At 44.6% G+C, this 22,176-nt stretch carries 17 protein-coding genes; 12 read left to right on the top strand and 5 right to left on the bottom strand.

Annotated elements, in window-relative coordinates; translation table 11 throughout:
• Nucleotides 1–710: 710 nt before the first annotated feature.
• From GTH32_RS14355 to GTH32_RS14325, 7 genes are all read left to right on the top strand, one after another.
• On the top strand, nt 711–1,985 hold the full coding sequence (locus GTH32_RS14355; RefSeq protein WP_163087084.1) for a hypothetical protein: 1,275 nt from the start codon (nt 711–713) through the stop codon (nt 1,983–1,985).
• A gap of 151 nt (nt 1,986–2,136) precedes the next feature.
• A complete protein-coding gene (locus tag GTH32_RS14350; RefSeq protein ID WP_163087033.1) occupies nt 2,137–3,444 on the top strand; it encodes an ABC transporter substrate-binding protein in 1,308 nt (435 codons plus the stop codon).
• Nucleotides 3,445–3,512: 68 nt separating this feature from the next.
• The gene (locus GTH32_RS14345) at nt 3,513–4,385 is read left to right on the top strand and encodes a carbohydrate ABC transporter permease (protein ID WP_163087031.1); all 873 of its coding nucleotides are present in this window, start codon (nt 3,513–3,515) and stop codon (nt 4,383–4,385) included.
• Nucleotides 4,386–4,388: 3 nt separating this feature from the next.
• Nucleotides 4,389–5,219 (top strand): carbohydrate ABC transporter permease, encoded by an 831-nt coding sequence (locus GTH32_RS14340; RefSeq protein WP_163087029.1) that lies wholly within the window; start codon nt 4,389–4,391, stop codon nt 5,217–5,219.
• A gap of 11 nt (nt 5,220–5,230) precedes the next feature.
• A complete protein-coding gene (locus GTH32_RS14335; RefSeq protein WP_163087027.1) occupies nt 5,231–6,262 on the top strand; it encodes an ABC transporter ATP-binding protein in 1,032 nt (343 codons plus the stop codon).
• 84 nt (nt 6,263–6,346) lie between these two features.
• A complete protein-coding gene (locus GTH32_RS14330) occupies nt 6,347–7,024 on the top strand; it encodes an HAD family hydrolase (protein ID WP_163087025.1) in 678 nt (225 codons plus the stop codon).
• Between the two features lie 189 nt (nt 7,025–7,213).
• Complete coding sequence (locus tag GTH32_RS14325; protein WP_246223272.1) at nt 7,214–8,923, top strand: diguanylate cyclase; 1,710 nt, start codon at nt 7,214–7,216, stop codon at nt 8,921–8,923.
• A 54-nt stretch (nt 8,924–8,977) separates the two neighbouring features.
• On the opposite strand, the gene GTH32_RS14320 is transcribed toward GTH32_RS14325, so the two are convergent.
• The 4 genes from GTH32_RS14320 to GTH32_RS14305 all read right to left on the bottom strand — a co-directional run bounded on the left by GTH32_RS14320 (nt 8,978) and on the right by GTH32_RS14305 (nt 15,020).
• Entirely contained in the window at nt 8,978–9,910 is a 933-nt protein-coding gene (locus GTH32_RS14320) for an AEC family transporter (RefSeq protein ID WP_163087023.1), read from the bottom strand.
• A 125-nt stretch (nt 9,911–10,035) separates the two neighbouring features.
• Nucleotides 10,036–11,061 (bottom strand): LacI family DNA-binding transcriptional regulator, encoded by a 1,026-nt coding sequence (locus GTH32_RS14315; RefSeq protein ID WP_163087021.1) that lies wholly within the window; start codon nt 11,059–11,061, stop codon nt 10,036–10,038.
• Between the two features lie 47 nt (nt 11,062–11,108).
• Nucleotides 11,109–12,212: a polysaccharide lyase family 7 protein gene (locus tag GTH32_RS14310; RefSeq protein WP_163087019.1), complete on the bottom strand. Its 1,104-nt coding sequence runs from the start codon at nt 12,210–12,212 to the stop codon at nt 11,109–11,111.
• Nucleotides 12,213–12,299: 87 nt separating this feature from the next.
• The gene (locus tag GTH32_RS14305; RefSeq protein WP_246223271.1) at nt 12,300–15,020 is read right to left on the bottom strand and encodes a TonB-dependent receptor; all 2,721 of its coding nucleotides are present in this window, start codon (nt 15,018–15,020) and stop codon (nt 12,300–12,302) included.
• A gap of 8 nt (nt 15,021–15,028) precedes the next feature.
• Here GTH32_RS14305 and GTH32_RS14300 point away from each other — a divergent pair, with 8 nt between their 5' ends.
• The 5 genes from GTH32_RS14300 to GTH32_RS14280 all read left to right on the top strand — a co-directional run bounded on the left by GTH32_RS14300 (nt 15,029) and on the right by GTH32_RS14280 (nt 20,682).
• Nucleotides 15,029–15,298 carry an SDR family NAD(P)-dependent oxidoreductase gene (locus GTH32_RS14300; RefSeq protein ID WP_343033440.1) on the top strand — a complete coding sequence of 90 codons (270 nt, stop codon included), beginning with the start codon at nt 15,029–15,031 and terminating at the stop codon, nt 15,296–15,298.
• Nucleotides 15,299–15,353: 55 nt separating this feature from the next.
• Entirely contained in the window at nt 15,354–16,598 is a 1,245-nt protein-coding gene (locus GTH32_RS14295; RefSeq protein WP_163087017.1) for an Nramp family divalent metal transporter, read from the top strand.
• A gap of 12 nt (nt 16,599–16,610) precedes the next feature.
• Nucleotides 16,611–17,102 (top strand): gluconokinase, encoded by a 492-nt coding sequence (locus tag GTH32_RS14290; protein ID WP_163087015.1) that lies wholly within the window; start codon nt 16,611–16,613, stop codon nt 17,100–17,102.
• A 55-nt stretch (nt 17,103–17,157) separates the two neighbouring features.
• Nucleotides 17,158–19,398: a polysaccharide lyase 6 family protein gene (locus GTH32_RS14285; RefSeq protein WP_163087013.1), complete on the top strand. Its 2,241-nt coding sequence runs from the start codon at nt 17,158–17,160 to the stop codon at nt 19,396–19,398.
• Nucleotides 19,399–19,563: 165 nt separating this feature from the next.
• Nucleotides 19,564–20,682 carry an adenosylhomocysteinase gene (locus GTH32_RS14280; RefSeq protein ID WP_163087011.1) on the top strand — a complete coding sequence of 373 codons (1,119 nt, stop codon included), beginning with the start codon at nt 19,564–19,566 and terminating at the stop codon, nt 20,680–20,682.
• A gap of 94 nt (nt 20,683–20,776) precedes the next feature.
• Here the strand turns inward: GTH32_RS14280 and GTH32_RS14275 are convergent, their stop codons facing one another.
• The gene (locus GTH32_RS14275; protein ID WP_163087009.1) at nt 20,777–22,063 is read right to left on the bottom strand and encodes a sensor domain-containing diguanylate cyclase; all 1,287 of its coding nucleotides are present in this window, start codon (nt 22,061–22,063) and stop codon (nt 20,777–20,779) included.
• Between the last annotated feature and the right edge of the window lie 113 nt (nt 22,064–22,176).

The raw sequence follows: 22,176 nt of genomic DNA, 5'->3' as shown, positions 1-22,176 counted from the left end.
ATTTGGGTAGATTAAAATATAGGCCCTGTGCGAATTACTTGTTACATTTTATTTTCACAAGGTAGGCGTCCATGACGAATTCTCTTTAGCGGGAACCCGTTGCGCCGTGAAATTCCCTCGTATCTACGGCGGGTGAATATTTTAACATCTTCCTCGCTCTTGTTTTTGTAAGTAGGTCTAAATTTAGGGTATATGCCTTTTATTTTAGCGATTGCTCAACGTTTCCTTCCCCTTTTGTGAAAATTGTTCGCCTCTTTTGGCCCCAGCTTTCACCCTATCTTGGGCGTTTCTTCCGCTACCGAGTAACTTCTTTACTTTTTGTCTTATTTGTATCTTATTGATTTCATTTGATTATGGTTATTTTTTTTAAGTTGTTATGAAAACATAATGTTAAAAAATAGTTGACGTTAAAAGGTGAATTTGATCATATGCTCGTTACATGGGCAGTTGATTGGAAGGTTTGGGTCACGCTAACGAGTAGCGATTTACGCAGCGTGTAACGACCGGTTAACAAATGAACGAGTGCTCAATAACTACCAAAGAACAAATTACTACCTAGAGGGTTCACTATGCTGGAAATTAACAAGTGTCATCAAACGTCAGGTCGTTCGTATTTTACTATCGCTAAATTGGGCTTAGTTGCTAGCGCGGTATTAGCAGCAACAGCATCGCCTTTGGTAGCAGCACAAGAATTGAGCGAAGAAAAACCTATGTATGTGCCGCCTAGCGAACCGAACGAGTTTCTTGATGGCCGCGTACAAGTTAACTTTTTAGCAATGCAAAATTACCAGGCTATACAAGCGAAAGACGGTGCATTTCGCCCTGAGGACGAAACACAATCAGATGGTTTTGGCCGTTTAAGAGTTAATTTGATGTTTAAGTTTAAAATTACTGACAACATTACAGCCGATATTGATATCGCAGAAGAGCCGAATGATTTTGGAAACAATGGTGACCGAGACTTTTCATTTCACCAAGACTTTGCAGGTATCGAATTTGATCTATTTGGCTTAACAAAGTATGAAAAAGAGAATGCCAGCCTAATTTTACGTGTAGGTAATATAGGCGCCTCCCCCTTCCAGTTTAAAGGCTTCCAAGATGGTGCTGACAACCAAGGCAATGCGCTAATTGGTAACGGCATTACAGATTACGCTACAGCGGAAAACGGCATTCAATTAAGTTATAGCGAGAGCTTTGATAGTGGAGTGTTACGGGCTTATAACGTAGCAGGCCATATGACGACCTCAAGCTTTGGTGAAGCCTTCCAAGAGGACCGCGGATACAATTATCGCCTGCAAGGTACGTTAGAATTTGCCGGTGGCTTTAAAGCAGGGCTTAATTTCTTTAAAGCGAATCAGGGCGACCAATTGGTTTTCAACGATGGTGTGGCTAGCCTAGATGGTGTTACTACTACTAACTATCGTTTCGGCGATGGTGAAAACTATAACTTCTCTGCCTCGGCGTCTAGCGAAAGAGATACCCACGTAGGTGCACTTCCTGGCCTTAACCAATCTATTATGCAGTTAAACTTAGCGTATCAACCTTCAGACCAAAGCAGCCTTATCTTGATGCTTGGTAAGGCCTCTGACGATTATACATTTGCTGATACACAAGGAAATGCTGTTGCCGGTATTACCTATTTCGGTGCCGAGGGCGTGCTTGACCCCGCAGGAACGACGTTTGACTCAAACCAGGTTATCGAAGCAGATTCTTCAGTTGAATATTGGGTAGTGGAAGCGCAGCAATACATCATCGAAGATACGTTTTACGTAGCAGCACGTTACGCAGAAGCTGAAAATACGTCTAATCTTATTGAACAAACCGACAATGAAGTTACTCGCCTACAAGTTTCAGCGGGTTATTGGATAAACGATAGAACATTATGGAAAGTGGAATACGTTGATCAAGACGAAGGCGTTAACTCAGGCGGCCAAATTGGTGCAGGCTTTGATGGAATTACGTCTGAAATTTCTGTGAAGTTCTAAGCCTCAAATTACTCATGCGCTAGCGACATGTTAACGCTAGCGCAGGTGTCCTTACCAAGTTATTTAGTTACAAGTCTGGCATGTCTTGCTATCCCCGCTTTGCGTGGGGAGGGGAAAGGCATACCTATTAAACGTAAAGGGGAACCACCCGATGTTGAAAAAACTATCTCTACTGCTTGCTGGCGCAATGACTATCAGTGCTGTGGCCAGTGCCGAAACAATTACCATTGCGACCGTGAATAACGGTGACATGATCACGATGAAATCTCTAAGTAATGACTTTGAAGAGAAATACCCAGATATACAACTAAAGTGGGTAACGCTGGAAGAAAACATTCTACGTCAACGGGTAACCACAGATGTTGCTACAGGTGGCGGTCAATATGATGTAATGACTATCGGCACATATGAGGTGCCCATTTGGGGCAAGCAAGGTTGGTTAACAGAGCTCGATGGGTTGGGAGAGTCGTACGATATAGACGACTTATTGCCGGCTATTCGAAGCGGTTTGTCGGTTAACAATAAGCTTTATGCTGCCCCCTTTTACGGTGAAAGCTCCATGGTAATGTACCGGACTGACTTGATGGAAAAAGCAGGCTTAACGATGCCAAAAGCGCCTACATGGGACTTTATTCGTGAAGCTGCAGCGGCCATGACAGACAAAGATGCTGGGGTATACGGTATCTGCCTGCGAGGGAAAGCAGGGTGGGGCGAAAATATTGCGTTAATTACATCGATGGCTAATTCATTTGGCGCCCGTTGGTATGACGAAAACTGGAAACCGCAGTTCGATTCAAAGGCATGGAAAAATACGCTTGAATACTATGTTGACGTAATGGACAAATATGGCCCACCGGGAGCTTCTGCCAACGGATTTAATGAAAATCTTGCGCTTTTCCAAACCGGCAAGTGTGGCATATGGATTGACGCGACTGTGGCAGGCGGTTTTGTTACCAATGAAAAAGACTCAGAGGTGGCCGACAAAGTAGGGTTTGCACTAGCGCCAGACAATGGGCTAGGGAAGCGTGGAAACTGGCTTTGGGCGTGGACTCTTGCCATTCCTTCTAGTAGTAAGAAGAGCGATGCTGCAATGAAATTTATTAGTTGGGCAGCATCAAAAGGCTATTCTTCGCTGGTTGCTGATAAAAAAGGTTGGGCCAATGTACCGCCTGGAACCCGTGCTTCACTCTATGCCAACCCTGAATACATGCAGGCTGCACCGTTTGCTGAAATTACCCTCGACTCCATAAATTCAGCAGATCCCAAAAACCCTACTGTGGAACCGGTACCCTATGTAGGCGTGCAATTTGTTGCTATCCCAGAGTTTCAAGGTATAGGCACCGCAGTCGGACAGCAATTTAGCGCAGCCCTTACAGGCCGAATGACGGTAGATCAAGCACTTAAAAGCTCACAGCGTTTGGTGGAAAGAGCCATGCGTAAAGCGCGATACCCTAAATAAAAAACTTCTGTTAGCGGGTAGGTGCATAGGGCGCTTACCCCATTAAACTCTACACAAGGGGGCTTGCAATGGCGACAACACAATCTCGTACGTTAGCCAAAATCATGCTTTTTCCTTCGGTCACCTTGCTACTTGCTTGGATGATTGTGCCACTGTGCATGACGTTGTACTTTTCATTTTTAGACTACAACTTACTCATGCCTGGCGATAATGAATTCATTGGCTTGTTAAACTATGAATTCTTTCTAACAGACCCTGCATTTATAGAGTCTTTCTTTAACACCTTACTGCTTGTCGGTGGTGTGTTGTTTATCACTATCGGTGGCGGCATTGGTTTAGCCATATTGCTTGACCAAGCCATATGGGGGCGCAACTACGTACGTATTATGGTGCTTGCACCATTTTTCGTAATGCCTACCGTGTCTGCGCTCGTATGGAAAAATATGTTCATGAACCCGGTGAATGGTCTCTTTGCCCATTTCGCTGAGTTCATTGGTGTAGCGCCGGTAGACTTTTTTGCTGAACTGCCCTTGTTTTCAATTATTATAATTGTTTCTTGGCAGTGGTTGCCTTTTGCAACGCTTATTCTACTTACAGCTATCCAATCTTTAGACCGTGAGCAGCTAGAAGCCGCTGATTTAGATGGTGCAGGGCCGTTTAGCAAGTTCTTTTATATCGTTTTGCCTCACCTATCTCGTGCGGTAACAGCTGTTATTCTTATTGAAACCATATTTCTATTATCTATTTTTGCCGAAATATTGGTGACAACCAGCGGCGGGCCAGGTTACGCGTCCACCAATATTACGTATTTAATCTATACCCAGTCACTCCTTCAATTCGATGTGGGCGGTGGTTCAGCGGGTGGCATTGTGGCGGTCATTATCGCCAATATTGTCGCCATCTTCCTCATGCGTCTAATTGGTAAAAACTTGGAGGGTTAAGTAATGGCGATAAGTAAAACGAATAAATCAAAAGTTGTTTACACCCTATTGGCATGGTCGATAAGTGGAATGCTCTTCTTTCCAATCCTTTGGACCATGATCACCAGCTTTAAGACAGAAGCAGAGGCTATTTCTGCTACGCCAAGTTTGTTCATGTTTGAATGGACGTTGGAAAATTACACCGATGTTTTAGCGCGCTCGCCCTACTTTGAACACTTTTTAAACTCAGTGATTATATCTTTAGGTGCCAGCTTACTCGGGTTGCTTATTGCAATCCCAGCCGCTTGGTCTATGGCGTTTGTGCAAACGAAACGCACCAAAAACTTACTTATGTGGATGCTATCTACCAAGATGTTGCCACCGGTAGGGGTACTTATACCTATTTACTTGTTGTTCCGTGACTTTGGGCTACTTGATACCCGGTTAGGTTTGGTAATTGTGATGACCCTAATTAACTTACCTATCATGGTATGGATGCTGTACACCTACTTTAGAGAGATACCCCATGAAATATTGGAAGCTGCACGTATGGACGGGGCAGGAATAAAGGAAGAAATCTTTCACGTGCTACTGCCCATTGCGCTTCCTGGTATTGCTTCAACCCTTTTACTTAATGTTATTTTGGCGTGGAATGAAGCGTTTTGGACGCTGATTCTTACTGCCGCGAATGCTGCGCCGTTAACAGCATTTATCGCTAGTTATTCAAGCCCAGAAGGCTTGTTTTATGCCAAGCTTTCTGCCGCTTCAGTAATGGCGGTGGTGCCTATCCTTATTTTAGGGTGGTTTAGTCAAAAACAATTAGTGCGCGGATTAAGTTTCGGCGCGGTTAAATAGGAGATACTCAAATGGGAAGTATTACTTTAAAGCAAGTGACAAAAAATTTTGACGAAGTGAATGTCATTAAACCGCTCGATTTACATATCCGTGACGGTGAATTTATTGTGTTTGTCGGTCCTTCAGGTTGTGGTAAATCTACGCTTTTGCGAATGATTGCCGGGCTTGAAGATACTACCAGCGGTAGTATTGATATCGACGGTGAAGATGCCACCAATATGCCGCCAGCTAAACGTGGGCTTGCAATGGTCTTTCAATCATATGCGCTCTACCCCCATATGTCGGTTCGCAACAATATTGCGTTCCCGCTTAAGCGGGCCAAAGTTGCGCCTGCGGTGATAGAAGAAAAGATAGAAAAAGCAGCCAGCATGTTAAACCTTACCGATTACCTCGACCGCAAACCGGGCCAGCTATCGGGAGGTCAGCGTCAACGTGTGGCGATTGGCCGTGCGATTGTACGTCAACCGTCAGCGTTTTTATTCGACGAGCCCCTGTCTAACTTAGATGCTTCGCTTCGTGTTAATATGCGCTTAGAAATATCGCAGCTGCACAAAAGCTTAGCTACTACAATGATTTATGTTACTCACGATCAGGTAGAAGCGATGACCATGGCTGACCGTATCGCCGTATTTAACGGCGGTATCATCGAACAGGTAGGCACCCCTTTAGAGCTTTATCAAAAACCGATTAATCGGTTTGTCGCTGGTTTTATCGGGTCACCTAAAATGAATTTCATTGACGTGACGCCTCAAGGTGACGATGCCACATGTAGCCTAGGCGTGCGTCCAGAGCATTTCAAAATTACTGAGGCAAAGGGGCTATGGACAGGTAAGGTGGGTGTGATTGAACACTTAGGCTCAGAAACTTTCCTACATGTTCACGTAGAGGGCATTGGCACGCTTACGGTTAAGGCCGACGGTGATAGCCCGGTAAGTTATGGCGACGTGATTAACTTAACGGCTGCACAAGACAAAATTATGCATTTTGATGCGGCTGGAGTAACAATTCCTTCCCTTTCATGGGGAGAAACCAGTGCAGCCTAATTATGCTATGGCGATATAAGGGGCGTTATTGCGCGGGCAATAACGTCAACTTTAAGTAGAGAGCGAGGGTAAAGGGACGTTGCAATGAAAAGTAATGATACATCGATTGAACTAATTATATTTGACTGCGATGGGGTACTTGTAGACAGTGAGGTGTTGTGTAAACGGGTACTTATTAGCATGCTTGCAAATATTAGTGTGAACGTGAGCGATAACTACTTTGATACTTACTTTTTAGGACAAAGCTATGAGTCGGCCCAAAAACAGATATTGGCTGATTTTAAGGTTAGTTTGCCAGATACCTTTCGCGATGATTATCTTGAAGAGTTATTAAAGGTATTTAATCACGAACTGACGACTACACCTCAACTTGAAAGTATTTTGCCGAGAATTAAAACGAAAAATTGTATCGCCACCAGTAGTAGCCCAGATAGGGTAAAGTTTGCCTTAAACACTACTGGGTTGTTGCCGTTCTTTGAAGGGCGGGTTACCACCAGTTCAGAAGTGAAAAATGGCAAACCAGCTCCAGACATATTTTTACTAGCGGCTCATAAAATGGGCGTTAAACCTGAACATTGTTTAGTTATCGAAGACTCCGAAGCCGGTATTAGAGGTGCGTTAGCGGCGAATATGCAGGTGGTGAAATATACCGGAGCGAGCCATTTAGTAGATAAAATGCAACCTATTAACGATAGCCTTGACCATGTACCTACATTTTCTCACTGGGAAAAGCTGTTCTCCCTGTATCCGCAAATAGCCTAGCGAGCATAATAAAAATACTAAATTGCGCCAATAGGCTTAAGTTTGGGGTATAGTAGGTGAAATAATCAACATATTGCTAATATTAGCCGTTGTTCCGCACAACGTTTTAATGGGGCCTTATAGATGTGGCTCGTGGTTCAAAGTTTTTTAATACTGCTTTGTTTTAGTTTCTCTGCGTGTGGAACGAATTTGCATAGCTCTTCAATGGCTTCGCTTTCGCCAATAGCGCTAGATGCTGAAATGACATTGGTTAACCCCAATGCAGGGGTAATGATAAATGACCGCGTAGGCTTACCTCCCCGTGACGCGTATAAGGCGTTGTTAAACGGTAAGTTTACACCCAACCATACACGCCAAGTGAGCTTTGGGTTTACCTCTAATGAAGTGTGGATTGCGCTATCTATACGCGTGCCAACTTTACCTCTAAGCCCTACTGGTTTTAACGCTAATGGTGATGTCACTCTACCAGGTGTCGCGCGGGTATTAAAAATAGACAATGCCTGGCTTGATACAATAGATATCTTCTTTTTTGCGTCAGGTGAGTTGGTACGAAAAGCGTCTATTGGTGACACCCAAACTATTGGGAACAGAATCTATAACTCAAGAATGCCGGCATTAGAACATCATTTTCCTCCCGGTATTACAGAGGTTCTTATCCGCGTAGTCTCCGCCGATCCTATGACTATCCCCGTGTACATTGGTACCCCCGCCCAAATGGAGAAACAGGCTTTAGTTAACGCCTATTTTTATGGTGCCCTCTACGGCGCTTTGATTATCCTGTTTGTTTATAATGTGATGCTTTTTTTCTATTTAAAAGAGCGTCGATACATCCTGTATTCTCTCTACCTTTTGGCATTTTTACTTTTCAATTTTACCTACACGGGGCATGGTTACTGGTGGGTATGGGGCAATGTACCCTATGTTCAACAATGGTTAATGCCTGCACTGATGTTCTGCTACATCAGTGCAGGCGTAACGTTTACCATCAGTTACTTAGACGCGAAGGTGTATTTGCCTAGGCTATACGCACTAAGATCGAGTATATACGCTGGATTATCAGTATTGGCCGCTATTATGCTGGTTTATGGCAGCCAGGCCTTCGCGGTAATGGCGCAATTAGTTATTCTTACTACGCTCTCTATATGGATGTTACTGATAGGTTTCTTTGCTTATAAAAACGGTAATGTATTAGCTAAATTTTTTGTTCCGGCCATCGCGTTAGGTACGGGTGGAGCCACAATATCGAGTTTGGCCACATGGGGAGTAATCCCTTATTCGCAGTGGGCATTTCGGGGGATAGAGATTGGAATATTATGTGAGATGTCATTACTTTCTATCTCGTTAGGGTTTAATTTTAAACAGGTTCAGGAAGCTAAGGTAAGTGCTGAAACCAGTGCTCGCATCGATCCACTCACCAACTTATATAACCGCAGGGCCTTTACTCAGTTGGTACATCCATTGTGGGAGCTAGGCAAACGAAATCAGCAATCTATGGCAGTGCTGCTTATTGATTTAGATTGGTTTAAGCAAATTAACGACGACTTTGGCCACCACGTAGGTGATAAAGTATTGGAAATGGTGGCTCAGCGAATAAAAGCGCGAGTACGAAGTTCTGATTTATTGTTTAGGTGGGGGGGAGAAGAGTTTTTAGTTTTCCTATCCAATGCTGATATTAATGAAGCTTTATCATTAGCGGAGACACTAAGACGGGAGGTTGCCCAAATGATAGTGTTAAAATCGGTCAAGGTAACCATGAGCCTAGGTGTAGCCAGCTCGTTAGCCTCCAACATTACCCTTGAGGGGTTAATTAAACAGGCCGATGAAGCCCTCTATATGGCGAAAAATGGAGGCCGAAATTGTGTAGTGGCAGCGCCAATGCCGCCAACGCCCAAGCACTAGCTGCGAAAAGGTCAGATTGCCACAAAGAATAACCCCCACCGCGGGCACATTTAGCTAGACTAAATGTAAGGCGGATAACGTACCAAAGCCTATTGCCGTAATGGGAAGAGAAGCAATGGTGCTAACGGCAATAATACTTGCTGCTAAACGGTGATCTCCCCCCAGATTACGTACCATTATATAGCTAGCGGCGGCGGTTGGCGCAATAGACAACAACAGTAATACGCCTAAGTACATACCTTCTATGCCAGCTAAATAGGCCATACCTACCAGTAAAGTAGGGTACACAATGCATTTACTTACGCAGGCGAGAACTATGTTATACCAATCACTTGAAAAAGAGCGAAACTGAAGCGATGCGCCTGTGCAGATAAGGGCTAATGGCAAAGTAAGCTGCGCAAAATATTCTCCGGTTTGTAATGCTACTTCGGGGAGTTGCCATTGATAGTAGGAAAAGGGGAGAGCAGCCACGATAGAAATAATTAACGGGTTTTTAATCATTCCTTTTATTTGATTCATAGGGGCACGTTGGCCATCTTGATAGTAATTGAGCACAAACACCGATACCACGTTATACAGTATGGTTACGCACCCCATATAAACCGAGGCCGCTGCTAACCCCTCTTGGCCGTAGGTATTCGCTGCATAAGCTAGCCCGATGATGCCCATGTTTGCCCTAAAGCCGCCCTGCACAACCACGCCGCGCGCATTTCGGGGGGTAACGGTGAAATGTGCTAGAATCATTAATATTGCGCACATCAGTAATGTGCCACCTAGCCCGATAGATATCAGAACGACGTTGGCTGCGTGGGAAAAGTCTGATTGACTGATGGATAAAAACAATAAAGCCGGTAGCGCAACGTTAAACACCAACTTAGAGCCGGATTCAATAAATGCATCGTTAATCCATCTGATACGGAAAAAGAACCAACCCATCAATAACAAGATAAGTACAGGGAATAGCGTGCTGGAAATAAATGATAGCATGGAAGATATTTGAGCAAGTTAAGTAGCGCTTACTTTACCAAACTTTGTGGTGTTTCGGCGCAACAATGTGGCGATATTTTACCTCAGCCGCTGGATTTTAGGCACGCTGTACAGTTAATAAATAGTTAATTTTGTTGAGGCGGCGTATCGCATGACTCGCGCTTAACTAGCGAGCAGGGCACAAGGATACGCGTATTTACCGAACTTGGATGATTAACTTTATTCATCAGCATGCGCGCGGCTTCACTGCCTATGTCATAGGGCTGCTGTTTCACTACCGTAATTGGCACTTTGAAAAATTCAGCCATAGGTATTTCCTCAAACCCCAATAATGAAACCTCGCCGGGTATATCAATGTTTGCTTTTTCTAGCTCCCTTAGTACATCTACAGTAATAGCAATTTGTTGCGTGAAGAACGCCGTTGGTGCCTGTTCGCTATTGAGCATATCAACAGGCGAGCCTTTCAAACCTTCCTTACGGTTCCAGTGTAAAATTAGGGTGTCATCCACAGCCACATTGTGCTTTTTATGGGCATCAACAAACCCTTGATACTTCTCTTGCCGCGACTTTACCGTTTCAAATTTCTGGGTTACAAAACAAATCTTTTTATGCCCCAACTTCAGTAAATATTCTGTGGCTTCGAAGGAGGCCTTTTTATAATCAGCCACCACAATACCGGTATCACAATCGTCGTGTTCTAACTGAAACTGCACCACAGGAACGGTATTGTTAGATATATCTTCAATGAGTTTGGCGTTATTTCCGCACGAGGCAATAATGACGCCGTCTACATTGAGTTGGCAAAGGGTAGTAAGCGCATTTTTCTCGGTTTTGGGTTCAAAATCTGAGTTGTAAATAAACAGATCGTAGCCTTGCTTTTTGCAATAATCATCCATTCCCCTAATGGCTTGACTGGTGTAATAACTGGATATATCACGCACGATCACGCCAAGGGTTCGGGTTTTATTTGTTTTTAAGCTACGGGCGATGTTGTTGGGAACATAGTTCAACTCTTCTACCGTTTTCTGCAGACGTAAGCGTGTATCGAGCGACATAAAGTCGAAGCGCCCATTTAAAAACTGTGATGCGGTACTCTTAGATACGCCTGCTTTCGTTGCCACATCAATAAGTCTGACTTTATTTTTATTCATTATCTCTTCTCTTACTTCCGGCGTTATATCAAGGGGCTGTGCGCCCCTTATTTTACCGCTACCGCAGCACCCACGTGTAAATGAGAAAACGAAACACTGGTATAATTACCGTCGGCTTTATCCGTTTCCCAGTCTCCGGTTCCTGGGCAGGCAGGGTAACGAAATGTTGGGGCATCTTTCGTGCTGCACTGGTTATACGCCCCGGCTTTAAAAAATAACCAGTCGTTTTTGTAACCCACCGGGTCGTCTTCACTATCTACCTGCCCATATGCGTCCACATTGTTAGCCAAATTTATTTGATGCTCAACGGTAGGGTGGTTGTCCGCGCTAAAGGTTAGATACATGGTATCGCCGTAAACGTTCACTATGTAACTAAAGCTTTCCCCCAAAGCAATACCTTGCTCTTTTGGATCTGTGTTGTCATTCCAACCATTGCCCCAAACCGGATAGGCGATATCAATACGATCTGGGTTTTTTTCCGGTAAGTTTCGCTCATAATTCCAAAATACAGTACCAGCTTCATGGTGAGGGTATTTTTTATAGTAAATTTTAAGCGGTTCATTACCCCAGCCGAACCCAGACTGCTCATCTCTTAACGCGTCTAGTTTACCTGCATGAATTTGTCCGACAACCACGGAAAACGCGGGTGGTTTATCTTCGTATTTAGCATGGGTAGATACATGATTCACTTTTAACCTGGCTTCCATACGCCCGCCTAGCGCTGCAAACTGGTCTGTATTAGGGTGAGATGCCAGTGCAAAATAGTTTTTCGGGTTATCAAAGCTAGGCACATTACCATCTTTATCAGGATAAACCTGCCTTAATTCGCTTCGGGTATTGGTTGACGTAGGCGAAGTGAACGCTTTATTCGCTGCCGCAAATACCATGTTGTTATCGGCATCAAGATAAAAAAATTCGTCTAGTTGATAGCGTGGTAAGTCGCCATTGTGCACGCGATCTGCTTTTCCATCACCGTCGGCGTCCACAGGTAATAAAATATTCCAAGGAGAAAGGTCGAACACGTCACCAGGCACTTTTTTATTTTGCTCTACCGATGTTTTTGACGAGGAAGAAGGCGTATTGTCGTTGCAACCCGCCACAAAAAAAAGGGCCAAGGTTCCCGCAATACAAAGTGGTTTAGCTTCCAGCATAATGGCGCTCCTAATGTGAGAAAGTTAATAGCGATAAAAAATGAAAAATAGGATGGCCGCAGCTAGGCTGCGGCCGAAAGGAAAGTCTTACCAGCGTGCACGAACACCTACAGTAAAGCGTCTGTCCGATTCACTGTATAGCCAGATGCTATCGAGTTCACTCACCTGCGTCACTGGCTCTGCGGTTAAGTTCACCGCATTTGCAATAACCGTGATATTTTCGTTTACATCATAGCTAAACGAGACGTCGAACTGACCCCGAGAGTCGCGGTAGTTGTTACCTAATGTCGGGTCGAAGTAGGCTTCTTCTGGGTTGGTTCGGTTGTAAACACCCGTCGCTAACGCACCCACAGGGCGAACACGTTTTTCATCTTGCGTGTCTAAGTACTTATCCCGCCAGTTGTACGCAAGACGTACTTGATAGCCTTCATATTCCCAGTAGAGTTGACCGTTGAACGTGTTATTTGAAATATCCAGGAGCGGGTTGCCATCAGGCTGTTCGCTATCAGCGTAAGTATAGTTAGTACTTACCCCCAAACCAGACCATATACCAGGTAGGAAGCTAAACTGCTGCTGATATGCCAATTCAATACCGGCCACTTTACCACTGCCACCATTTACATCTGTATCTATAACAATGCCGGTTAAACCTGCGTCTCGTTGTGCTTCTACATAGGCTAACCCTTGATCGCCTGTAACATAATTCACATCGTTTTGGCTTACCCCAGCAGTATCAAGTAGACATACGTTTACGTACTCTGTGACATTTTGCCCTTCTACGGTATCGGCACTCGCCATACATGAACTACTTGCAACTGTGAAAGATTCAACATCTTTATAGAAAAGCGCGGCAGATACCATTCCTCCATCACCAAAATAATGTTCCGCCGATATGTCGTATTGCGTAATTCGATAGGGGTCTAATTGATAAGAGCCTTGGGTACCTGTAACCAGGGAGTTGTCTACACTGATTGCCGGGCTAAGTTCGCCAAATTCTGGACGACGCATAACTTTAGCGGCGGCAAACCTTATTAGGGTGTCGTCGGCCAGAGAGTAAGTGGCATTAATACTTGGTAGCAAGTCTGAATAATCGTAAGTGCCGCTTTGGTCATAGGTGTCTGACTTCAGGTCTGTTTTTACATAGCGCGCGCCAACTACTGCAGTAAGTTTGTCAAAGTCTAAATGAAACTGAGCATACAATGCCTGCGTTTGTTCATCGATAAGCGCGTAAGACCCCGTATTGCGTACCATATTATCATCTAACGAGCCTGTAAGTTCATGACTACTTCCTGCCAGCATTTGTTTTACGCGGTCGTAAGTGCCGTTAATGTCATAGGCAAGTGCGGCACCATCGTAAACGTAATAATGCGTGAGCGCATTGGCCCCGGTTATGCCGGTTTGTTCGAATGTATTACCGTGGTTAATTTCTTTGAAACCGCCATACGCTTGATTGAATTCATCAACCCACGTAGGGCGGATCACACCATCATAGGATACGCTGGTTTGTAAGTTTTTAAGCTCGCTTCCGTTATTGCGCAGGTCGTAACGGTCCAGCTCATAGCTTCTATCGGTAGTACGAACACCCGCTTTCATCTTGCTTAGAAAGCTTAAGCTTGCAAACGGCTCGATATACTCTACATCGAAACGAATGGCTGTCTCTTCGTTTTCCTCATAATAGCGTTGGTGGGTAAATTGGCGTATCGCCATATTGCTTGGGTCAAGCAAGGCATCTTCGTCTGAAAACGATAAACCCGGTACCTGTTCACCCTCTTGGGTCATGGTAATAGTAAATAAATTTTCAGTAATTGTGCCGTCTTCTTCATATTGCGCACGCGAGATAGGGCGTAAATTAAATTCAGAATTCGTGCGCAAACTTTCTGCTTTCGTATAGGCAATTTCACCAGATATTTTAATTTGGTCGCTAATAAACCATTCGCCGCCTAACGCATTAGACATCGATTCGTTGGTGGTGAAGTCAGCCCAAGTTTTTGGTTGTACAAATGCGCTGCCAGAACCAAAATTGTGCAATTGACCTTGTGCATCGTCGTAGGCATCGTCAAGAATAAGGTCGCTGTAGTCTTTGCTATCATTGAGTACCGAGTACGCTTCCTGACCGCCGTCTAAGTCTGTGGTATTCACATCAAAGTAAATAAAGGCATCTGTATCTTTAGGCGCCCACTGTAGTGACAGACCTAACGCCGTACGTTCACGTTGTTCAGTTTTTTGCTCAACGGTGTTTTGGCTACGCACTAAATAATTCCCACTTGGGGTGTTTGCTTGGTCGCTAACTCCGTCATTATCTAAGTCTAACTCGGTGGGGGTAACCAAATTGAAAAATTGATCGCGACGCAAGGTGCGGTCTTGATACGACGCAACTACCGAGGCGCCGAATGTGCCTGCATCACCAAGATCCCAATTGCGCCCGGCAGCACCGGTAAACATAGGCGCCCAGTTTTCCGCTTTATCTGCATACTCGCCATCTAACGTAATCGCGACAAGTGGCTCATCAAGCTCAAGTGGCCTTACTGTGGTCATATTAATAGTACCGCCTAACGCACCTTCTATCATTTCAGGGGTGGGAGACTTTACTACTTCAACTGTTTTCAAAAAGCTCGAGGGGAAGTCTTCTAAACTAATACCGCCACGCCCGCTTCCCGAGGTAGAGCGTCCGTTTAGTTCTACACGGTTTTGCGATATGCCCCGTATGGTTACAGACTCCCCCACGCCAAAATCGCGACTAATTGATACGCCTGTTATGCGTTGCAGTGCCTCGGCAATATTATTGTCCGGTAGCTTATTCAACCTCAAAAGGCGCGGTGCTTACTTTTTCCCGTTCGCTGGCCGCTGAATTAGCCCCCGATAATATTCGCGTGAATGCCGTTACCCCGGGTCTTATTCTCGGCACGCGGTTTCATGCAACCCATACTACAGATGCATCAGCGAATAAAACCATTAGTGAAATTCCGCTACAACGAGCAGGTAACCCGCTGGACGTTGCTAGGGCAGTGGCATTTTTGGCCTCAGAATATAACGGCTTTATTACCGGCGCTACGCTGGACATTAACGGTGGCGTATACATGGCGTAATTGCCGTAACTGCCTACTATAAAAACAATATCTGCGAGATTACAGAGGTAGCAAGATGTTATCGTTGATCAAGAAAATAATGGCCTTTGGGCCCGCCTTTTTTGCTATTGGCTACACCATAGGTACCGGTAGTGTTACCTCTATGATTGTGGCGGGTAGTACTTATGGCATGTCACTTCTTTGGGTGCTTTTTCTCAGTTGTTTGTTTTCCGGCGCGCTTATTTATGCGTTTGGGAACTATGCCATTGTTACTGGCGAAACCGCGCTATATAGCTTTAGAAAACACCTAAAATTCGGTAAGCCTATCGCTATATTGATAATAGTAGGGGTGACCTTTGGGCAATGGAATTCCTTAATGGGGATCCTTGGCATATCGTCCAACATTATTTTCGACATGCTAGCCCTGTATTCCCCTTCATTAAATCAGTACAAATACGAGCTGGTGTTAGCCATTGCGGTAAGTGTTATAGGCATTATGTACGCAATCATGCTTATTGGTAAGTATTCAATATTCGAAAAAATACTGGTGATGTTTGTGTCTTGCATGGGCCTCTCTTTTGTTTTCTCGCTTTTTGTTGTCCACCCTATGCCAAGCGAAGTGGTTGCTGGCTTCGTTCCTACTATTCCTGAAGTCGCTGGGGGGAAGATGATGGTGGCTGCATTCGTAGGCACCACTATGGCGGCCGCCACTTTTCTCTCTCGTCCACTATTTATTCAAGGCAAGGGGTGGAATATGGAAAACCAGAATCAACAGCGTAAAGATGCGTTTGTTGCAGCGTTTCTGGTTTTCATAATTAGTGCATCTGTGATGGCTGTCGCCCATGGTGCACTTTTCCATGAAGGTAAGAAAATTACGCATGTACTCGACATGGTTAACGCACTTGAACCCATTGCGGGAAAAACTGCGCTTACCGTTTTCTTCTTTGGCACCCTGGCAGCGGGCCTATCGTCCGTTTTTCCTTGTTTGTTGATTGCACCGCTTCTGGTCGCTGATTATCGCTCGGGGAAGCTCGATACAAAGTCTACCCAGTTCAAAGTCATAACAGGGGTCGCGTGTATCGTAGCGCTTATCATTCCGGTGTTTGGGTTTAACCCCATAAAAGGGCAAATACTATCGCAGGTTTTCAATGTATTTGTTTTGCCATTGGTCGTGCTTGGAATTTTAATACTGATTAATAAGCGTGAATTGATGAAAGAGCATGGGCCGGGCAAATTGTTAAACAGCCTTCTTGGGTTGGCTCTATTGTTTGCCATCATTATTTCCGCCAATGGTGTTATAGCCATTGTCGAACAAATGTAAAAGGGGGGCCTTATGATCATTGTAGTTGCAGGTGTGTCAGGTACAGGTGAGTCATCGGTGGGAAAAGCACTTAGCGAGCACTTTAATCTCCCCTTTCTCGATGCCGATGATTTTCACCCTGCACAAAATATTGCAAAGATGCAGAGCGGTTCAGCACTCACAGATAAAGATCGCTGGCCGTGGCTAACAACATTAGCTGAAGCGCTAACCAAGCACCATCAAGAAAAGGGCGCGGTATTAGCGTGTTCAGCGCTCAAAGAAAGCTATCGAGCGCTATTAAGCGCAAATTATACTTTGCCAATTATATGGATAACATTAACCGGCAGCGCGCGGCTTTTAGAAGCGCGGTTATCGGCACGGCAAAGTCACTTTTTTGATGGGCGCTTATTGCAAACGCAACTAGCCACCTTTGAAGCGCCTAATTACGGAATTCAAATAGATGTGGCTGACCCGCTAGATAAGGTCGTTGCGCAGGCGGCTAGCTATATTAAACAGCATGCATAGCAAGACGTGTGTGAATGAAACTAAGCATGGTGTGCTAATAACGAGGAATTGGAGAATGATAAAAGTTAAACTTATGTCGCTGAAGCTGCTAAGCGTGTTTGCGCTATTAGTGTTTCACCAAGCCGTAATGGCGCAGGTGGTGAACAACATAGATGAATTCAATCAAGCGGTTAGAAATGCCTCCCCGGGCGACACCATAATAATGGCCAACGGGGAGTGGAACGATGTTGAGCTAGTGTTTAAAGGCGAGGGCCGTGAAGATAGCCCTATTACTTTAAAAGCCCAAACGCCAGGCGAAGTGATTATCACAGGTGTATCAAATTTAAGTTTGTCAGGAAAGTACTTGGTTGTAGATGGCTTAGTATTTACTCAAGGCCATACCCCTACTGGCGAAGTTATTGCCTTTCGTACCTCACCTACCGAGCTAGCAAGCTATTCGCGGCTAACCAATGTGGTAATCGACAATTTTAGCCACTCCGAGCGCCAGCTCTCCGACTTATGGTTGGCTATCTATGGGAAACACAACCGCATAGACCACAATTCATTTGTGAATAAACGCAACCGTGGCGTTACGGTTGCAGTAAGAATGAATTCTGAGGGAAGTAGGAAAAATCACCATGTTATTGAATATAATTACTTTGGTCCTCGTCAGGTATTAGGGGCTAACGGGGGAGAAACGTTACGCATTGGTACTAGCCACTTCTCACGCGAATACGCCAACACGTTAGTGCAATATAACTACTTTGATAGAACCAATGGTGAACATGAAATTATTTCTAATAAGTCCAGCGGCAATACGTTTAAAGGAAATGTATTTTTTGAAGCACAAGGCACCTTAACCATGCGTCATGGTCATTATACTCGTGTTGAAAATAACTACTTCCTAGGAAATCGAAAGCCTAATACCGGCGGTATCCGTATTATCAATGAGCATCAAACGGTAAGTAATAACTATCTCTATGGGCTAACCGGGCGACGGTTTCGCGGCGCCCTTGTCATAATGAATGGTGTACCTAATTCACCGCCAAATCGATACGATCCTGTGATTGAATCAGCGATGAATAATAATGTGGTTATCGATAGTGACTATATTCAGCTGGGCGCGGGCGCTGATGAAGAGCGTTCTGCTCCCCCGAGCAGTACTGAAATGAAAAACAACATTATTTTGGGAAAGCATAACCTAAACCCCATCACGGTATTTGACGATGTTTCTGGCATATCTTTTAGCGGCAACCTTATCAATGATAACGCGCAAAATCCCCTTACGTCTGGGTTTAAAAAGGTACCCTATGAGGTCAGTGAAAATGAGCGTGGCTTGTGGGTTCCCAGTAAAGATTTGTTAGACAAAATACGTTTTGGCGAGGTTAAACTCCCGGTGGAAAAAAATGCTACCGGCGCGCCTTATTACCCCAAAAATGATAGCCAGATTGCCTTTCAAAGCGGCAAAACCATACAGGTTAAACCGGGTATAGATACGCTAGTAAAGGCACTAGATAGCAGTAAGCCAGGGGACGTATTGCAGTTAGAAAACGGTGGTGAGTATTTACTTACTCGCTTCGCCACCGTTACTCACCCCGTTACTATTATGGCTAAAAACGGCGCTAAGCCTAAGCTTCGTTCTGAAAAGCCTAGCTTTATTGTCATTGAAAATGGGGGGGCGCTGCAGGTAGAAAACCTATGGTTTGATGGGGCGGCATCGCCTGATTATAAAGGTAATAGCGTTATTAGAACGAGCCGTTCATCTATGAACATTAACTATTCCTTGTCGGTGCAGTCAGTTAAGGTTACCGACTTAGACATAAATGGCTACTTTTACTTCTTTAAAGCGCACCCGGGGACCTTTGCAGACGCCATCGAGATTAAAGACTCGCACATGGAAAATATCACTGGTGCAGTGTTGTCGTTAAATAAAGAAACCGAAGATTTAGGCGTGTACAGTGTGGAAAATCTAACCTTAGAAGGAAACACATTTAAAGATATTAAGGAAGAAGTGGTTACGCTATACAGGGGAGGTTTCGATGAAAGTACTTTTGGCCCCATGGTCACCGTGGACAATAATACGTTAACTAATGTAGGTAAAGGAAACACCCACCGCACGGGCGCATCTATGTATTTCCACGGGGTGCAGAATTTGCACATTAGCAATACATCTTGGGCAGACAGTGCACCGCTTTCGCTATATCTTACTAACGGCGAGCCAATTACGCGTATTGAAAAAGTGACAATGAAAAATACACCTAAGATAAAGGCGAATAAAAACGACTATACTGCTGAGCAGGTGGTGTATCAAAACTAAACGAGAAATGGGCGGCCAAAAGGTCGCTCAATCTTTATATTTTTAATATAATTTAATAACTTACACTTCTACTGCTGCATGTATAAATACAACTTATGATAGTTGTAGAAAGAACAGTTTATAACGTACTATAGCCCATTCTTCTTTTCCTATTTGAGCTTCTTTATGTATCAGAATTTTCAAGCTGAGCTGGCATGGGCTAGCTTACACATGCCGCGTACGCGCGCTGCAATTTCGTCTTTATCTTCGTTAAACGGCGTTAAACTAGCCTGCAATATGCACCTAGACCTTAAAATGGCCCCCTTGGTGGAGGGGCTATTAGCGCAAGGCTGCGAAATCTTCCTTACTACGTGTAACCCTACCACTGTGCAAGATGACGTAGTGCAGTACCTTGTTGATAAAGGAGCCTCCGCGCACGCGTGGCGAGATATGAGTAACGATGAATGGTCGGCATCGTTTGATAAAGCCTTGGCATGGCACCCCACCCATTTGTGTGAAATGGGCGCCGATTTAACCACTCGTTTGCATGAAAAGTTACAGGCCAAGGAGAGTGTGCCTAATATTGTCGCAGGATTGGAAGCTACGGGGTCAGGTATTACACGGTTAAACGGCGTTGCGCCTCACTACCCAATTTTTAATTGGGATGATCTACCGGTTAAAGAAGGATTGCACAATCGCCATATGGTGGGGTTAAGTGCATGGCAAACTTTCTTTCAAACTACCCATCTTACGCTGCATGAAAAAGTGGTGGTCGTTATAGGTTATGGTCTTGTAGGTCAAGGCGTCGCGGCCTCGGCGAAAGCGTTTGGTGCACAGGTGCAGGTTGCAGAGCTTGATCCGGCCCGCGCTCTTCAAGCTAAATACGATGGTTGGCCTGTAGTAGATTTAGCCAGTGCGGTTGAAACCGCCGATGTGGTTGCAACTGCAACAGGCGCTTATGGGGTGGTGGGCGCAAAACATTTAGATGCAATGAAAGAGGGCACGTTTATTTTGAATGTTGGTCACGTAGCCCAAGAAATTGACGTGCCATACCTTAAACAAAACGCTGAGCATAGCGAACCTATGCCATATGTAAACGCGTATAATTTAAACGGTAAAACCCTGTTTTTACTGGCCGATGGTTCTATGTTTAACCTTACCGCCGGGTATGGCGATAGCTTGAACGCCTTTGATGTAACGCTTGCGGTAATGGCTGCGGGTATTGGGCATATTGTGGGTGAAGGCAGTAGCCATAAAAAGGGACTTTATCTATTGCCTGAAAAGGCGTGGAAGGCGGCTCTTTAAGGTTTCTATATTTTCGGCCCCTTGCTGAAATTTTAGCAAGGGCCAATGATGCCTGCTAGGTTGTAACCGTGAACAAATACCCTCTCAATTTTGACTATTTCACACTTGATGCGGTGAAACATTGGTTTCGCCCATTACGTTTTGCGGTGTACATATTTTCGTCTGCCGTTTCTATTAGTTCCTCCGCGTAGCTATGTTCATTACTTAGCGAGGCGAGGCCTATGCTTACGGTAACTGACAATTCGCGGCTTTTATAGTCCACTTTAGCGGCTGCTACGGCGCCGCGAAGCCGCTCGCTTAGGATAAGGGCGGCGTCTATGGTTAACCCCGGCGCTACCACAAGTATTTCTTCTCCGCCCCAGCGGCAAGCACTATCAACATCGCGAACGTTAGCATGGATAATAGACGCTACCGATTGCAGTATTCTGTCGCCCACACTGTGCCCGAAGTTGTCGTTGAATCGTTTGAAATGATCGATGTCGATAAATAGCAAACTAAGCGGAGAAGCATATCGCTTAGCACGCTCAAATTCAGTTTGAACTAAGGACTCAGCATAGCGTCGGTTGTACAAAGAGGTTAGCTTATCAATGGTAGAAATATGATTGAGTTCGCGGATAAGTTTGTTTTTTTCAGTGGTATCTCGTACCAGCGCCGTCATTTCTGTTTCTCCCTCTACGCTAATACGTGCAATAGATATTTCTAAAGGAACATGTGAGCCATCTTTTCTCAAACCCATAACGTCGGCGCGCATGTGCATGGGGCGAGAGGGTACATTCGAATGTTCGAAGCTTTTTAAATATTGGCTGTGTTTTGATCGGAATTTTTTTGGTAACAGGCTATTGATTGACTGGCCAACGAGGTGATTGTTTTGAAAGATATGTTTTGCAGCATTATTGGCAAATAAAATGGTTTCATTGGTATCAATAGAGATAACCCCATCGTTGGCTGAGTCTACGATAGCCCTAAAACGTGAGTTTGCTTTCTCAAGCGCTTTTTGCAGCGTCTTAATTTCCCCAATATCAATAAAGGTAATAAGTGCTCGCTTAGTCATCTCATGGCTTGACTCTACTGGCGAAATAGTGGCTTTCCACCACCGGCTTACACCTCTGTGATTGGCCGTTATTTCAATCTGTTGTGGTTCGTTTCTTGCCAAGGTGATAGTGACAGCGTCAGTCAGTTGGCTTGCTAAATATTGCGGCACAATGTTGCTTAAAGGCTGATTAATAATATCAGCCATAGGAAACTGCGCTATCACCAATGAAGGTGCATTACAGGAGACTAAATTTACAGGCTGTGTTTGTTCAGCTTCGACAACCCAAATAGGTGTGTCGACTAATTCAAGTATAGCTTTTAACTCCGGGTGGTCATTATCGGTGAACATAAGACTACCTTTGCGGCCTATTTGTTATTCTCGTCTGACCACAGTATACCCATTAACCCAAGGTTGCTATTAGTATACTTTCTGTTAATTCTTACGCTTGCGCAATGCTGTTA

The organism is Alteromonas profundi (assembly GCF_010500865.1).
GTDB classification, from domain to species: domain Bacteria; phylum Pseudomonadota; class Gammaproteobacteria; order Enterobacterales; family Alteromonadaceae; genus Alteromonas; species Alteromonas profundi.
This window is presented reverse-complemented; position numbering and strand designations above follow the sequence as displayed.

Bases quoted from the DNA above. Each gene is read 5' to 3' on its own strand.
- GTH32_RS14355 (WP_163087084.1), top strand. From the start codon at position 711: ATGTATGTGCCGCCTAGCGAACCGAACGAGTTTCTTGATGGCCGCGTA.
- GTH32_RS14350 (WP_163087033.1), top strand. From the start codon at position 2,137: ATGTTGAAAAAACTATCTCTACTGCTTGCTGGCGCAATGACTATCAGT.
- GTH32_RS14345 (WP_163087031.1), top strand. From the start codon at position 3,513: ATGGCGACAACACAATCTCGTACGTTAGCCAAAATCATGCTTTTTCCT.
- GTH32_RS14340 (WP_163087029.1), top strand. From the start codon at position 4,389: ATGGCGATAAGTAAAACGAATAAATCAAAAGTTGTTTACACCCTATTG.
- GTH32_RS14335 (WP_163087027.1), top strand. From the start codon at position 5,231: ATGGGAAGTATTACTTTAAAGCAAGTGACAAAAAATTTTGACGAAGTG.
- GTH32_RS14330 (WP_163087025.1), top strand. From the start codon at position 6,347: ATGAAAAGTAATGATACATCGATTGAACTAATTATATTTGACTGCGAT.
- GTH32_RS14320 (WP_163087023.1), bottom strand. From the start codon at position 9,910: ATGCTATCATTTATTTCCAGCACGCTATTCCCTGTACTTATCTTGTTA.
- GTH32_RS14315 (WP_163087021.1), bottom strand. From the start codon at position 11,061: ATGAATAAAAATAAAGTCAGACTTATTGATGTGGCAACGAAAGCAGGC.
- GTH32_RS14310 (WP_163087019.1), bottom strand. From the start codon at position 12,212: ATGCTGGAAGCTAAACCACTTTGTATTGCGGGAACCTTGGCCCTTTTT.
- GTH32_RS14295 (WP_163087017.1), top strand. From the start codon at position 15,354: ATGTTATCGTTGATCAAGAAAATAATGGCCTTTGGGCCCGCCTTTTTT.
- GTH32_RS14290 (WP_163087015.1), top strand. From the start codon at position 16,611: ATGATCATTGTAGTTGCAGGTGTGTCAGGTACAGGTGAGTCATCGGTG.
- GTH32_RS14285 (WP_163087013.1), top strand. From the start codon at position 17,158: ATGATAAAAGTTAAACTTATGTCGCTGAAGCTGCTAAGCGTGTTTGCG.
- GTH32_RS14280 (WP_163087011.1), top strand. From the start codon at position 19,564: ATGTATCAGAATTTTCAAGCTGAGCTGGCATGGGCTAGCTTACACATG.
- GTH32_RS14275 (WP_163087009.1), bottom strand. From the start codon at position 22,063: ATGTTCACCGATAATGACCACCCGGAGTTAAAAGCTATACTTGAATTA.